Source organism: Zunongwangia sp. HGR-M22, from assembly GCF_027594425.1.
GTDB lineage: Bacteria > Bacteroidota > Bacteroidia > Flavobacteriales > Flavobacteriaceae > Zunongwangia.
The window spans coordinates 1,256,970-1,272,592 of record NZ_CP115159.1 but is presented as its reverse complement, the minus strand read 5'-3'; the positions used below and the strand labels follow the sequence as shown (position 1 = coordinate 1,272,592).

Sequence of the window (15,623 nt, the reverse complement as noted above, 5' to 3'; positions counted from 1 at the left end):
TCCAACATTTTTCTAGTTACTTAAATCTAGTTACGTATCGATTAGCCTCCTTTTCCGGTCCCTTTTTGAATAAATCCTTGGCTTTAGGACATAACTCTCCCGCCCCGCATGGTGCAGGCCAGTTTTTAAAAGCTATTAATGGATAAAAGTAGTTTTCTCCATTTATCTGGCGGTCCACGCTTATCGAAAGTTAGAGCGGTGACTAGTTTTCCCTTTTTGCAACTTGGACATTTGCCCAAGAGCAATGGAGGCTTTTTTTCGACAGGTTTTACTGGCACCCCTGCAAGGATATTTTGTAGGGCCGGTAGTTTATGCTTTTTCCAACTGCTGCTTAGGATGCCGTAATGCCTTATCCTTGTAAAACCTTTGGGCAGTACGTGCAGTGCAAATCGGCGCACGAACTCACGGGTATCCAGTATTAGTTGTCCTTTTTGGCTCGCTTTCCTGTAGTCCTTAATCTGGAAGGTTACCCTCCTTTGGGAGTTGTTTATTTGTTTTATCCGGTGATTGCTTATTGCGATCTTATGGGTGTAACGGCCCAGATATTCTACTACATATTTTGGGATGTGGAATTGCTGCTTTGCATAGACTACCCAGTTTTTAGCAAAGAGCTTATCATAGATTTCCTGTGGTATGGCTATCTTTTGCTCTCGAAGCAGTGCACTATATTTTGCGCGGAATACCTGGACTTGCAATAAAAAACAGGACTTTAAGTTGAGTGACTATGCTGCTAGTTTTTGATTATACATATCTATTTCAAATTCTTTAATGGTTCTATTTCCTAAGTAGGAATGTCTTCTTCTGGTATTGTACCAGGTTTCTATCCACTGAAAGATAGATAACTCTGCCTGTGATCTAAGCTTGTACTTATGCCAATATACCCACTCTACTTTTAGAGATTTAAAAAAGGATTCCGCCACGGCATTGTCCCAGCAGTTTCCTTTCCGACTCATAGATTGTTTTACCAGGCCATTATAGCTTTTAAGTAGATTAGTAAATCTTTGGCTGGCATACTGAATACCTTGGTCTGAATGGAATATCAAAGGTTGTGTGAGTGTGGTATTTTTAATAGCCATCTGCCAAGCTTTTATAATAGTATCTTCGGTATTTAGGGTATCACTTAAAGCCCATCCTATAACTTTTCTGTTAAATAGATCAATGATCACTGTTAGGTAACTCCAACCTTGTTTGGTTTGAACATAAGTAATATCGCTTACCCATACTTGATTAGCCCTAGCTACATTAAAGCATTGGTTCAACAAGTTTGGAGCTGTGGGGTATTTATGATTACTATTAGTGGTCGTCTTAAACTTACGTTTCCTCTTTGCGTATAAATAGTTTGCCTTCATTATGCGAGCTATCCGTGGCTTTGACACCTTAAAACCTAAAGCTTCCAGTTCCGCTTTTATTCTAGGAGCTCCATAGCTTTGGTAACTATCTTCAAAAATATCTTTGATTAATGAAGAGAGCTTCTGATTATCTTTCCAGAGGTTGCTGGGACCAGATTTCAACCAGTGGTGGACTTGCAATAAAAAACAGGACTTTAAGTTGAGTGACTATGCTGCTAGTTTTTGATTATACATATCTATTTCAAATTCTTTAATGGTTCTATTTCCTAAGTAGGAATGTCTTCTTCTGGTATTGTACCAGGTTTCTATCCACTGAAAGATAGATAACTCTGCCTGTGATCTAAGCTTGTACTTATGCCAATATACCCATTCTACTTTTAGAGATTTAAAAAAGGATTCCGCCACGGCATTGTCCCAGCAGTTTCCTTTCCGACTCATAGATTGTTTTACCAGGCCATTATAGCTTTTAAGTAGATTAGTAAATCTTTGGCTGGCATACTGAATACCTTGGTCTGAATGGAATATCAAAGGTTGTGTGAGTGTGGTATTTTTAATAGCCATCTGCCAAGCTTTTATAACAGTATCTTCGGTATTTAGGGTATCACTTAAAGCCCATCCTATAACTTTTCTGTTAAATAGATCAATGATCACTGTTAGGTAACTCCAACCTTGTTTGGTTTGAACATAAGTAATATCGCTTACCCATACTTGATTAGCTCTGGCTACATTAAAGCATTGGTTCAACAAGTTTGGTGCTGTGGGATATTTATGGTTACTATTGGTGGTTGTTTTAAACTTTTGCTTTCTCTTTACATATAAGTAGTTTGCCTTCATTATGCGAGCTACCCGTGGCTTTGACACCTTAAAACCTAAAGCTTTCAATTCAACTTTTATTCTAGGAGCTCCATAGCTCTGGTGACTGTCTTCAAATATACCTTTGATTAATGAAGAGAGCTTCTGGTTTTCTTTCCAAAGGGTGCTGGGACCAGATTTCAACCAGTGGTAATAACCACTTTTACTTACTGCTAACATAATGCACATCTTACGGGCAGGAAATTTCATACGATGCTGTTTTATGAACCTGTATTTTTCTTGTCGCTCGCGGAAATGCGTAGCATTCACGAATACTTAAAATTTAAAATAATAAATGGTGAGCTAAAAGATGCCAATCGCCTTTTTTAAGATATCACGTTCTAATTCAGTCTCTTTAAGCTGTTTCTTTAAACGAGCTATCTCTTTTTGTTCATCAGTCATTTTAGGATTACCACGGCCGGGAAAACTATTCTTGCCATAATTCTTTTGCTCTTTACGCCAACGGTAAAGAACAGCAGGTAATATATCTAAGTCTTCACAAACCTGTGCTACATTGCCTTTGGCATAACTTAGTTCTACTGCTTTTTGCTTAAACTCTAAGGTGTAATGTTTGGCTTTACGTCTCATAATTGCTAAGTTAACAACTTGCAATAATATTCATTCAACTCTATGTCCAGTCTAATGTAGTAATTCCACTTGGCATAGCCTACATTTTACAATTCTACAATTGTTAAATCGAAGAGGTTGAGTACCTGCTTCAATCAATAGGCAATCAAAATTTATCTAATAAAAGTAAACATAATAATAAACCGATCGGTTTATTATTATATATTTGCATTGCAATGGCAAGAAAAAAAGAATTTGAATACGAAGAGAAATTAGATGTAGCAATGCATCTGTTTTGGGAACAGGGTTATCATGTAACTTCACTTTCCGATCTTGAAAATCGTATGAAGATAAATAGAAGCAGTATTTACCCTACTTATGGCGATAAAAAAGATCTTTTGCTCAAATGTCTTGATCGCTATCAAAAATCTAAGTTGTTAGAATACCAAACTTTTCTCCAAGACCATAGTGGCAATGCACTTAACGATTTAGAGGAAATATTAAATCTGTCTGTGGCGCAGAGTATTATTGATGATAAGGTTTGTTTGGCTATAAGAATGATTTTTGAAATTGCGCTAATTGACAATGAGATCAATCAAATGCTGGTTGCAAATGAGAAAAAAATAAAATATATATATGCAGAAATCTTAGATAGAGGTAGGAAGCAAAATTTGATTAAAGAGGGATTAGATATAAAAACTACCGCTTTATTTTTTTCAAGTTCATCTACATCACTACTTAAGAATTATGTATTGTACAGAAACAAAAGAGAAGTTACCGCAATGATTAAGTTTCTTATTCAATTGATTAAGAAATAACAATAGTAAAAAATTAACCTATTTTTTTTACCCTATTTTAAACCGATCAGTTTATTATGAAGATAAATTTAAATAAAAAAATTGCCTACATAGCATGCCTTGGTGTCATTGGAATTATTAGTACGGAATTTGGTATTATTGGGGTCTTACCTCAAATTGCAACACATTATCAAGTTACTATTAGTACTGCCGGTTATCTCCTCAGTGCATTTGCATTATTTATAGCTGTTACCGGACCCTTTACGGTATTATATGCTTCCAGTTTCGATAAGAAAACAATAATGCTATGCGCCTTAGGATTATTTTTTATATCTAATTTTTTCTCAATGTTTAGTCCGCCATTTTGGCTTTTAATGATCCTAAGGATATTACCAACAGTGCTTCATCCTGCATTTTTCGCGATGGCCATCGCAGCCGCCGTAAAAGGAACATCGCAAAATGATCAAATGAAATTGACCTCGATCATCATTGGAGGTATTGCACTTGCACAGGTGACGCTTATTCCTTTGACCACATTTCTTGCAAGTATATATACCTGGCAGATCACTTATGCGATTCAAGGGTTTATTATATTGGTAACCATATTTGTAATGCTTAAGCATATTCCTTCGATGCCGAATGAACAACCTACATCATTTAAAAATCAACTTTCTATTTTGATACAACCAAGATTTATTGCGGGAACTCTTTTAAATTTATTTTTGATCACTGCTTGGTTTTGTTCTTACAGTTATTTCGCAGATTATCTTGCTAAGGAAAAACACATGAGTGAAAAAGAAATAAGTCTATTATTATTATTGTTTGGCGCTATGGGTGTATTATCAAATCTCTTAGCGGGTAAATTATTGGGGAAATATATGTTTTGGACAACCTTAAGCTTTATACTTGGAGTGTTTTTGGTACCATTAGCCTTTGCCAATACAGGCGACACATTTATTATTGTAGCCATTGTTACTAGCTTTTGGGGAATTATGCACGGCCCGTGTTTTCTGATTGGAGTAGGGTATATGATTTCGGCAGCACCCAATGCTAAAGAGTTCGCAAACAGTTTACAAACTTCATTTGGAAATTTAGGAGTTTCATTAGGAACTGCTATTGGTGGTTTTTTTATTACGCAATACAGTATCTCTATTACGCCTTGGGTTGGTGTTGTTTTTGCATTTTTAGCAATTATAACTATTCTTTGGAGAGCTTATCTGGACAGAACAAATGAAAATGAATCTCTTTAAATGAAGATGTCATATTTATTAATCTTACTAAAAATAGTTGATGGAATATTTGCGCTTCTTGTGGTATTTCTTGTTGCTTCATCTAATTCTATTCTTAAGTCGTCAATTTTGTCTTCTACTAAGTTAATCGCATTTCTCAATGATTGTCGTATAGTATTTTGATTCGTAGATTTTTGTAAATCTGACTGCCAAGAATAAAATATAGTTTGATTTTTTATCATTTTAAAAATTAAATACAACGATCTCGCATAACTGAAGTGATTAGGTGACCTCCTCCCATATTTAGGTACTGGTCATAACTAGAGAATCTGGGCTATTTTCATTGATTTCTATGTACTCATTGGGTGACATGTCACCCAATGAACTGTGTGGTCTAAACCCGTTATAGTCTTCCCTCCAAATATCGAACTTTTCCTGAGCATCTTCCAAAGAGAAGAACCAGTTTGTATTTAAACATTCATCTCTGAAAGACCCATTGAAGCTTTCTATAAATGGGTTATCAGTGGGTTTTCCGGGTCGTGAGAAGTCTAATTCAACATTGTTTTCATAAGCCCATTTATCCAATACTTTACTGATAAATTCACTTCCATTATCGACTTTTATGCGTTTAGGGTAAACTCTTGCACTAGTAACTAAATTATCCATCACCCCAACAAAATCACTTCCTTTAAGGGATTTTCCTGCATATATAGCTAAACATTTACGACTATAATTATCTACTACAGTTAAGGCTCTGAAACGGCTTCCATCGTAGAGTTGATCTGTCACAAAATCCATACTCCAGCACTCATGTAAACTAGAGGCATTACCAAGAACAGGTTATCTATGGGCTGCACACCGACTTCTTTTAGGTCTCTTAGATCTGAGGTTTAAACCTTCTTCGCAATACACTCTATAAACGCGTTTATGATTATCCATAAAGCCTTCCCGACGAAGCAGGATATAGATCCTCCAAAACCCATAGCGTACCCGTGTTGCTGCTATTTCTTTCATTCTCATACGCAGCAATTCATCCCCACGTTCTTTAGGGGTATAATAAAAAACGCTTTTGTGCAGCAATATTAGGCGTACACAACGGGTGATGGAAATATTATATTCCATACGAATATTGCTGACCATCTCCCGTTTTCGAGACGGCCTCAAAACTTTTTTTTCAACACGTCCTGAAGAATCTGCTTGTCAAGACTTAAATCAGCTACAAGCTTTTTAAGCTGAGCATTCTCCTCCTCCAAGTTTTTCAGCCTTCTCAGTTCAGAGACACCTAGACCACCGTATTTTTTCTTCCAATTATAAAAGGTAACCTCGCTGATTCCCATCTTGCGACAGACCTCAGATAGGCGTGTTCCAGTCTCAACCTGTTTAATCGCAAACACGATCTGAGACTCTGTAAATTTTGAACGTTTCATAAGCAAATAATCTATTTAAAGTTAAACATTTATTTGCCCGAAATCCTCTAGTTTTAATCTGTCCGATTTAATGGGAGGAGGTCATGATATAAAATATCTTGAAATCTATATTTTTTTATGTCAAACTAAGAAACAAGATGTGGTTTTTATATTTTTGGAAAAAAAAGTGAGTCTTAAGCCCAAAAAAAAGTTAATCACATATTTAAATATTTTAGATCAACCTATAAAATTTAATCCATTCGTTTTTAATAGAACTTTTTTGTTGTGGGCTATTTTAGGATTGATTGGAGGTCTAATTGCAGGTATATATTGGATATTTTTAGAATTTCTCACCCATCAGATTGCATACTTCGATGGATGGTTAGTTATCCCATCAATGGCTATTTGTGGGTTTCTAGCTGGAATCATTATTCATGTCATTGGTGATCCTGGAGAAATACACCTTATAGTAGATAATATTCGATTTAATAATGGAAAGTTGAATCCAAAGAACAACCCGTCCATGATTTTATCGTCTCTACTTTGTGTTGGCTCTGGCGGAAGTCTCGGTCCTGAAGCACCTCTGGTTCAAGTAACAGGTTCTACGGGAACTTGGCTAGGAAAAGTATTTAGACTCAAAGGGGAAGAATTGAGATCATTAAGTATAGCAGGTATGGCTTCCGGATTTACAGCTTTATTTGGTGCTCCCTTAGGAGGAAGTTTATTTTCTCTCGAAATTTTACACCACAAACATGCGGTGGAATATTATAAAGCAATTATTCCTGCATTAGTAGCAAGTAGTTTCAGTTACATTATTTTTGCCATAATCATTCATCTTGGACTTGGAGCTGTTTGGGATTTACCAAGTTATGAATATTCAGGAACATTTGATTTTGGTCTTGCAGTTTTATTTGCCATGGCAGCAACTGCTATTGGTTGGAGCTTTATTTATTGCACTAAAGTTTTCAAATTCCTATTTGAAAAGAAACCAATCCCTATTTATATCAAAACATTGATTGGTGGAATTTTATTAGGAGTAATTTCTTATTATTTACCAATAACCAGATATTTTGGACATCATGAAATCAATGAATTATTCACTCAAAATTTTTCATTTACTCTTTTACTATCAATTCTTTTATTTAAAATCATTGCTATTTCTATCACAGTAACTTCAGGTTGGAGAGGAGGTTTTATAATTCCATTATTTTTCGTTGGTGCTACATTGGGATTGTTGATACATCGATTGTTTCCAAGCACTAATCTCACATTGGCTATAATAAGTTGTATGGCCGGAATTAATGCCTGTGTTACTAGAACTCCTATGAGTACAACAATATTATTAGCAACACTTACGGGCTTTTCATACTTTATACCCATTTTATTTGCAAGTCTCACTGGCTATTTTTTTGCCCCCAAAATTCCATTTATTCGTTCTCAAATGGCCAATTGAAAAAAGTATCGCTTACAGCGACGGAACCAAACGTACTTCAAAGTATATTACCTTAATTTGGAATTACTACATTAGACTGGACATAGAGTTGTAGGTTAAAATATGATTAGTGAACTCTTTGAAATACTCCCTAATCATTGATAGTCTACCATCCAGGTATTTTTTATTTCACTCTAAGCATTATATTACCGGAAATGCTGAGATTCATATGCGCTTCTAATTGAACCAATATTCCAAATAATGTGTAAAAAATAATCTATCACTATTAATAAGACCTGCCTATTTTGATTCGACCATACTCAATCGGTTTAAAATATTTCATATATCTCATTATATGTTTGAAATAAGAACTTTTATACAAAAGGTATGTTTTAGCGACATCATCATTCAAAATTTTCTTAAGACCTTTAAAATTTAAGGCATGTAAACGTAGAAACTGAGCTTTCTTCACGCTTATTAATTTCTAAAGAAAAAAAATGGTCTACCATTGATTAGATAATTCTTTAAAGAATTTGTTCATATTGGAACCTAAATTAGCGTAGAGAACCAGAACATTGAAAAATGAATGGAACTGGATTCCTAGCTTTAAAAAGGTATCTTCTATTCTGGTAAGCTTTAAACCATGCATTAATATTTTCTTAATCAAAAAGCTTATCCAAATCTTCCCTAATTGACTGATATTGTCTATGGTATAATAATTCTTCACCTGCAATATTTTTAAAAGTGTTACGAGCGAATTTCTGCGAATTAAAGCATATAAACTGTGTATTGCCATCCGCAAGGATAACGAATTGACCCGGTTTTAATTTAAAAAAACTACTAGCACGTATTCTTGCAACCTCGCGCTCTCCTCTGGTAATTCGGGTATCAAAATCCAAACCATCACTCCGACTCACGCTGGTTGTTTTTTGGAGTACTAATTCAAAAAAGCGTTCATAGTATTTAGCGGTATCGGGATCATTGGCTTTCCCAAAGAACTGGTAAGAAAGGTTACTAAGAATAGATTTCGAACCTTTATCACCATACATCATATCATTTTGAATCTTATCCTGCATGACATAAATCGTTGCAATATCATAGCTTCTAAGGGTTGCCGGAATACGGTGCATATTGAGTAGTCGAATTGTTGGTGCTTCTTCCAACATGATAAACGACGACTCTCGATTTCGCACACTCATTTGCTTAACCATGGTATGGATGATGGTGGCGATCACCGGGGAAAATGAAGCATCGTATTTCGGGTTATTCACTATAGACACTACGGCAGGATGCTCCGGATTATTTACATCAAGAGGTACATCATCTCCGGAAAGCACATGAAATATTTTCTCAGAAGTAATTTTTTTAAACGCATTAGCCAGGGTGCTTTTCACCCCTGCGGTTTGTTTCGCCGAATCCTTTCCCTGAATAAAGGCGCTGGCCATGGCCTTAGAGATTGGATTAGCTGACAGAAAATGAATCAAGCTATCGGTATCCAACTTTTGATATAAGTTGATTAAATGCGGAAGCGTGCAGCAATGCGGATAATCAGTTTTCAATCGCCAAATCAATCCCGCAATAAGCCCTTCCACAGCATCATTAAAAAATTTACTCGTTCCATGAGTACCCGATTCTTTAAGTTCCAGCAGGTTTTCTAATAAAACACGGGACACTTCATTAACGCTTTCTTCATTAGGTAGATAACGCGGGGCAATAGGATTTACCCGGTGTACAATCGTATCAAAGGATATAATATAGAATGGAATATCACTATCCTTATAGAGAGGATATACCATCTCTGTTAATTCAAAATCCTTATAATCATGGATCACACCAGAAAAATTATATTTTCTAAAATGCTGTAAAAAGGGATAAACGACACTTTCTGTTTTTCCGGATCCAGCCGCACCGGTTATTGATACCCCGCGTCGAACATTATCTATGTAAAAGTCACCCGTGGTCGTTTTAAACCGTACCTTATATTTTTTAGGCGCGCTAGTATCAAGTTCGCCAGAACCAAAGAATACATATAAAACAATATTAATGAGTAACAAAGGGCAGGCATAAAACAATATAATTCTGATGCGCTGGCTATCGAGGTTGAAATAATACATAAGCACTCCAATACTTATAATAAGCAATCCGAGGTTCATCCAAAAGCCTTCGCTATAGAATTTCAGTAAACCATAAAAAGAGCCACCAACAATAAGGCAGCTAGCCAGAATAATTAGGGGGTGAAATAATTCAATCATGAGGATAATATTTAATTAATGAAAATTGTTTAATAGCCAATAGAAGAAGACTTAATGGTTACTTTTAATCCTTTACGCAAGTGATTAAAGGTCTTTAAGGCCAGTTGAACTTTATTCGTAGGAATAGCCGGAACTTTCAGTCCAGATTGTCGTAGCAATTGAAACGCCAGTTTCTTTTGAGGAACAGATAATTTGGAGAGCTGTTGGAAATAAGCTTTTGGTCTTTGGTTGAATAATTTTCGGGAAGCATACGACTCCACGAAATTTCGTTGAAACTGGAACTTTTGATCAAAGATCTTTTCAGCAGCGGTAAAAAAGCGATCCCTGTCGAATCCTCGTTTAATCATTTTACCGTTCATCATCACCTGGGAAGCTTTGTATTTACTTCCTGGTGAAAGGCTATAACGGTTAGACGCATCTTTTCTCGAAACGATGATATGAACATGGGATTGATTCCCCGGTTTTAGCATTCCCTGAGTAATACGAACGCCATTAACTTTATGCGGTGCCTGTTCTTCTAATTTAAGTATTTGCTGTTGCAATTTTTGGATACTCCCCTGCTCTTCTCCACGACTTATACGTTGCTGTTGACTTTTTAATTGAATAATCTGAGTCGCGAAGGGCTGATTTTCTTTTATCTGCCAGTCGGTACCTTTGAAATGACGCTGAGTCTCCAGTTTCGCATAGTATTTAATATCATTCAGCTGTACCGGTCGACCATCGATTTCACGGTTAAAGCAATGTGCATAAGTTTTCATAAGCTCCCGGGTATACTCTTTTAACTGCTCCTTTGATGTTAATTTGTCCAGTTCCCGTGCACTGGGATTAATAGTAATGGAATAAAATCGGGCTTCTGTTTTTTTAAGCTTTGCAGTATTCTGATCGATTTCTGCAGTGACAGTTTCCGGTGAAATAGCATCGGACTCAGAATCAAAGAACAGTTCTTTTTCCTGATCATGCAATTGCTTGTTTTCTTTCTCCAGGTAGTTCACATAATCGGCACTGGAAGTCGCGAAATGTCCTCCTGATTTTTGTGGGCTTATAGTTACATACATAATAAAAAACGGATTACGGATGATACTTTTTTTCCCGAAACTGAACTTTCGGCTGCTGCTTCTTTTGAAATTTTCGTTCCACAAATTTCGGAGTATCCGATAGCGACTCTTCCGGAGTTTGATCATTTTCAAAAAGGGTTTGTAGCATCAGTGCGGTAGGCTTCGTTTGATGTTTTTCAATATCCCGAACAATGGCAATGAGCGCACTAATTCTTTTTTTTACCAGGCGTTCCAGAGTTTGCATATGCGGTCCCATTTGTTCTTTGGGAGAAAGCCTGTTGGTCTCAAAAAATTCCAACATTAATAGCAGACACATAGATTGAGAACAACCAAGATGCCTGGCATACTTTCGGAATTTTTTGGCCACGGGCGCTTTAATACTCAAATTGGTAAAATGCTCTTTTTTAAAATCTTCATCCATTTTTTCGTGAAAAGTTGACCGAAAATTGGGGGCTGCGCGCATTTTTCATGGAAAAATCACATTTTAAAAAACCGCATCCTTTTTTAAAAACACCGTAAACACTGGCTTCAATTAAACAAAAGGAGCTATAACACCGCGTAGCGTGTTACCCTCTTGCTTTTCCTTTTTTCCAGCGTATGGCTGAAAAATTCGGTCAACCTGATCCTGGATCAGGCCTTTGAATTATGTACGATTCATTAAAAAGCAGCCTCCTGTTCGGAGGTTAAACCATGACTGCCGGAAAGTCTAAAAGCAGTTATATTTCAAAAATCAGCAGTGAAGATCTGATTAAAAGTCTACTTAAATATACACAAAAAAAAGGAGCTAAAAAAGCCCCTTTATATTTGTGCATTAAAAATCAAAGCATGCCTTCATCCGCAAAACTCAGATAGTTCCCTTCACTGGTTATAATCAAATGATCAAGGAGTTTAATATCTAAAAGTTCACAAGCCTTTTTTATTTTACTGGTAAGTCGTTTATCGACTTCACTCGCTTGTAACTTTCCTGAGGGATGATTATGGCAAACGATGATAGCAGTCGAAAGACTTTTTAAGATCAGTGCAAATAAGATACGCATATCCACTAAAGTAGCCGTGAGTCCACCCGAGGAAATCTGGCAAATTCCTTTTACGATATTAGAATTATTCAGTAGCATCACTTTAAAAGATTCCTGCAACTGAATTTCGTTTTTATCCCAATTTTGATAATAGATATTAGCCGCATCTTTAGAGCAGGAAATTTTTGGACATTTGGACATGCTGACCCGATCTTTGTAGCATAGTTTTATTTCATTTATCTTAGTAGTCATAATAAATATTATTTAAGTTTTTTAAAGGGGTGAATTTTTGGTTAGGGTTCCCCCCTATTTTTCATTTATTTACTTCCTAGAAGTTGGATCTCATGCACCAGTATTTCGGTGATATACTTGGTATTGCCTTCTTTATCCTCATAGGATCTGGAAATCAGTTTTCCTTCAATAGCAATTTCTTTTCCCTTAGGCACGTAATTTTCGATTAGTTCCGCTTTTTTATTCCAGGCTACAAGGTTGTGCCATTGCGTATCCTTTAGCGATTCTCCCTTTTGATTGCGGTAATAATCATTAGTAGCCAGACTAAAGCGTGCTACTTTTTTACTGGTATCAAGAATTTTGATTTCGGGAGTATTTCCCACATTTCCGATTAACTGAACTTTGTTTTTTAGTGTACTCATAATTAAAAAATTTATAGATTAAACATTGATTACATTCCTTGTACTTTTATTACAGAAACCATTTGAAAAGCCTGATTTACTTTTTATATCCGAAGCGTTTTCTTTTTTTTGATTTTTTCCCTGGCTTCCGAGTATGTTGTTTAGAGATGATTTCATAAGTGTATTATTTTGATTTACTTCCTATAGTGCCGTGAGCTGTTCCCTTTTTTGATGCCGATACATTTTCAGCATTTAGAATTAGGGAGCATTTATAAAAAGGAAGCATGACTGGCTTATGCAATGTGGACTAACTTCTAAATGCTGGTATTTTGCATAGTAAAAAAGGGAGAGAACAGCCACGGTCGGGAAGGAAATAACTACACTGAAATCGAAAAACAACCGGAAGCCAGGGAAATGCAGAAATTTAAATCGAAACCATATTTTATTTAATATCTCTTACGGTCTAACAGACATTCGAAATTGAATAGAAAATCAAGAGATTTAAGTATGGCGTAAATAATTAATGGGCGGGATGCTAATTCATTGATCAAATATTAGCTCAAAATTTGGCCTCGAAAAGCTAATGAAGCACTATCTTATCCTTAATGCGTCTAACAACAAGATTCATATTAATATTAAAGAAATTACTTTTACAGCTTTATAAAAACAGCCATCAACATCATTTTTATACTCGGTATGGAAATAGAATTAAGATCTAAATTTTCAATATTATTTATATTGAAGTTGATATAAAGTGCAGTTCGGAATCCAACTTGAAATTAAAATTCAGTCAAATTCTGATTTTATCAATCAGGTTGGTAATTTTGAAAATCTTTAAACAAGGAGAAGATGGAAAAGTTTAAAATTTAAAGAAGTATAAATATCGCCTGCCACCACTCTTAATTTAAATTAAAAAGATCAACTTTGAATGATAATAATATAAAATAGCAGATTATACTATAGTAACATTTTAAGTATAATAAAATAATTGTAAAAGTGAATATTCCCATTTCTTTCCAGAATCTTTAGACAATTTCAAACCGTGAAAATATTAATCATTGAAGACGAGCAACAACTGCTAAAAAGTATCGAACAGTCACTAAAGAAGGAAAATTTTTTGGTAGAGACTGCCTCCGATTACGATCAGGCTATTGAAAAAGTTTTAATCTATAATTATGAGTGTATTTTATTAGATATCATGTTGCCTAAAGGCAATGGATTAGACCTTCTCAACCGATTAAAAAAAGAAGGAAAAAGTGAAAACGTAATAATTATATCTGCCAGAGATTCGCTTGATGATAAGCTTACGGGCTTAGAATTGGGCGCTGATGATTATCTAACAAAACCTTTTCATTTAGCGGAACTCAATGCGAGAATTAAAGCCGTGTTGCGAAGAAAAGAATTAAACGGAGGGAGTACACTTTCTATCGCCAACACCGAATTAGACTTCGATAAAAGACTATTCTTGGTTAATGGTGAATCAATTAGCCTAAACCGAAAAGAATTCGATATTTTAAGTTATTTTATGTTGAACAAAAACAGATTGGTTACCAAATCTGCATTGGCCGAGCACGTTTGGGGAGACCATGCTGATAATGCAGACAATTTTGATTTTGTCTATTATCAGATAAAAAACTTGCGAAAAAAGATTCAGTCGGCTGATATAACGATTGAATCTATTTACGGCATTGGGTATAAATTGGTAGAACTATGAAACTACTTAATCAGTCCTTAACCTATTTATCGGTTTCCATTTTAGCAATTATTACAATATGGGCGGTTATTTTCTATTTCAATATGCTTAAAGAAATAAAAAGCAGTATAGACGAAGGTCTTGAAAACTATAAACGCCTAATTATCGAAAATGCTCAGGAAGATGCTACTATTTTAACCAAGAAATATTTTGATGAAAGTTTTTTTACGATCAAAAAAATATCAAAGAAACAAGCCCTTCCTTTTAAGGATAAATTTTATGATACTATTCTTTACATGCAGGATGCAGACGATCAAGAACCCGAAGCCGAACCCGTGAGAATGTTGATTACTTCCTTCAAAATGAATGGACAATATTATGAGTTGAAGGTCGCCAATTCTATGGTTGAGGAAGATGATCTAATTGAAGAATTACTATTTGATATTATCTGGTTGTATGTTAGTTTGATCATTGGAATCATCATTATCAATAATATTATTCTCAAAAAACTCTGGAAACCTTTTTATCATTTGCTAGGCCAACTTAAAGACTTCCGGCTTGGAGCCGGAAAAACTCTTCCTCATACAAACACAAAAACCAAAGAATTTTTAGATTTACAACAAGCTGTCAATGCATTACTTCAACATACTACTGACACCTACGAACAGCAAAAACAATTTATTGGCAATGCATCTCACGAACTACAAACCCCTTTGGCTATATCGAGGAACAAACTGGAACTGCTTATAGAAAAAGGAAACCTTCAACATGAGCAAGCGCAAAGTATTGCAGAAGTGATGGACATTATAGAGCGTTTGGTTCGTTTAAACAAATCCCTGTTACTGCTTACAAAAATCGAAAATAAACAGTTTCTGGAGAAGCAGACCATATTAATAAATGAAATTGTAAAGAAAAACGTACAAAATTTAGGAGAGTTTGCAGCTTTCAAAAACATTAATATCACTATAGAAGAAACTACAGATTTACTGGTTTTCATGGATATTGCTCTTGCAAATGTCCTTATCTCAAATTTAATTCGAAATGCCATATTTCATAATATTTCACATGGAATCGTGTCTATTAAAATTAATAATGAACAAGTCGAAATATGTAATACTGGTAATCATCAAAAACTAACTAAAGAATTAATATTTACACGATTTTATAAGCCACAAAATTCATCCAATGGGACAGGCTTAGGTCTTGCAATCGTAAAAGCTATTTCAAAGGTATATGGTATTAATGTATCTTATTCCTTTAACAAAACTTTACACTGTTTCAAACTGGAATTTCCAAGAAAATAGAGGAAAGTTCCCAAGTCTTTCCAAATTCGGGTACTTCAT

General features: G+C 35.2%; 10 protein-coding genes and 4 pseudogenes. 5 read left to right on the top strand and 9 right to left on the bottom strand.

The window, feature by feature from the left end:
• Positions 1 to 125: 125 nt before the first annotated feature.
• The 3 pseudogenes from PBT91_RS05615 to PBT91_RS05605 all read right to left on the bottom strand — a co-directional run.
• Positions 126 to 686: pseudogene (locus PBT91_RS05615) on the bottom strand (IS91 family transposase); the annotation flags it as partial.
• Positions 687 to 722: 36 nt separating this feature from the next.
• A pseudogene (locus tag PBT91_RS05610) lies at positions 723 to 1,520 on the bottom strand (IS3 family transposase); the annotation flags it as partial.
• A gap of 36 nt (positions 1,521 to 1,556) precedes the next feature.
• A pseudogene (locus PBT91_RS05605) lies at positions 1,557 to 2,813 on the bottom strand (IS3 family transposase).
• A 191-nt stretch (positions 2,814 to 3,004) separates the two neighbouring features.
• Here PBT91_RS05605 and PBT91_RS05600 point away from each other — a divergent pair.
• Both PBT91_RS05600 and PBT91_RS05595 read left to right on the top strand, forming a co-directional pair.
• Positions 3,005 to 3,586 (top strand): TetR/AcrR family transcriptional regulator, encoded by a 582-nt coding sequence (locus PBT91_RS05600; protein WP_270060797.1) that lies wholly within the window; start codon positions 3,005 to 3,007, stop codon positions 3,584 to 3,586.
• Between the two features lie 56 nt (positions 3,587 to 3,642).
• Positions 3,643 to 4,815, top strand: coding sequence for an MFS transporter (locus tag PBT91_RS05595; RefSeq protein WP_270060796.1), 1,173 nt, complete (start codon positions 3,643 to 3,645; stop codon positions 4,813 to 4,815).
• A 282-nt stretch (positions 4,816 to 5,097) separates the two neighbouring features.
• On the opposite strand, the pseudogene PBT91_RS05590 reads toward PBT91_RS05595, so the two are convergent.
• Positions 5,098 to 6,221 (bottom strand): annotated as a pseudogene (locus PBT91_RS05590) (IS3 family transposase).
• A gap of 166 nt (positions 6,222 to 6,387) precedes the next feature.
• Here PBT91_RS05590 and PBT91_RS05585 point away from each other — a divergent pair.
• On the top strand, positions 6,388 to 7,653 hold the full coding sequence (locus PBT91_RS05585) for a chloride channel protein (protein WP_270061432.1): 1,266 nt from the start codon (positions 6,388 to 6,390) through the stop codon (positions 7,651 to 7,653).
• Positions 7,654 to 8,291: 638 nt separating this feature from the next.
• Here the strand turns inward: PBT91_RS05585 and PBT91_RS05580 are convergent.
• The 5 genes from PBT91_RS05580 to PBT91_RS05560 form a co-directional block, all read right to left on the bottom strand.
• The gene (locus tag PBT91_RS05580; RefSeq protein ID WP_443089635.1) at positions 8,292 to 9,884 is read right to left on the bottom strand and encodes a type IV secretory system conjugative DNA transfer family protein; all 1,593 of its coding nucleotides are present in this window, start codon (positions 9,882 to 9,884) and stop codon (positions 8,292 to 8,294) included.
• A 29-nt stretch (positions 9,885 to 9,913) separates the two neighbouring features.
• Positions 9,914 to 10,939 (bottom strand): MobB family relaxase, encoded by a 1,026-nt coding sequence (gene mobB, locus PBT91_RS05575; RefSeq protein WP_270060795.1) that lies wholly within the window; start codon positions 10,937 to 10,939, stop codon positions 9,914 to 9,916.
• A gap of 13 nt (positions 10,940 to 10,952) precedes the next feature.
• On the bottom strand, positions 10,953 to 11,360 hold the full coding sequence (locus PBT91_RS05570) for a BfmA/BtgA family mobilization protein (protein ID WP_270060794.1): 408 nt from the start codon (positions 11,358 to 11,360) through the stop codon (positions 10,953 to 10,955).
• A gap of 397 nt (positions 11,361 to 11,757) precedes the next feature.
• A complete protein-coding gene (locus tag PBT91_RS05565) occupies positions 11,758 to 12,207 on the bottom strand; it encodes a JAB domain-containing protein (RefSeq protein WP_270060793.1) in 450 nt (149 codons plus the stop codon).
• Positions 12,208 to 12,272: 65 nt separating this feature from the next.
• Complete coding sequence (locus tag PBT91_RS05560; RefSeq protein WP_270060792.1) at positions 12,273 to 12,608, bottom strand: single-stranded DNA-binding protein; 336 nt, start codon at positions 12,606 to 12,608, stop codon at positions 12,273 to 12,275.
• 1,021 nt (positions 12,609 to 13,629) lie between these two features.
• On the opposite strand from PBT91_RS05560, the gene PBT91_RS05555 reads away from it, so the two are divergent.
• Both PBT91_RS05555 and porY read left to right on the top strand, forming a co-directional pair.
• Positions 13,630 to 14,301: a response regulator transcription factor gene (locus PBT91_RS05555; protein ID WP_270060791.1), complete on the top strand. Its 672-nt coding sequence runs from the start codon at positions 13,630 to 13,632 to the stop codon at positions 14,299 to 14,301.
• A complete protein-coding gene (gene porY / locus PBT91_RS05550) occupies positions 14,298 to 15,584 on the top strand; it encodes a sensor histidine kinase (RefSeq protein WP_270060790.1) in 1,287 nt (428 codons plus the stop codon). Before PBT91_RS05555 ends, porY begins: the two co-directional genes overlap by 4 nt.
• Positions 15,585 to 15,623 lie beyond the last annotated feature (39 nt).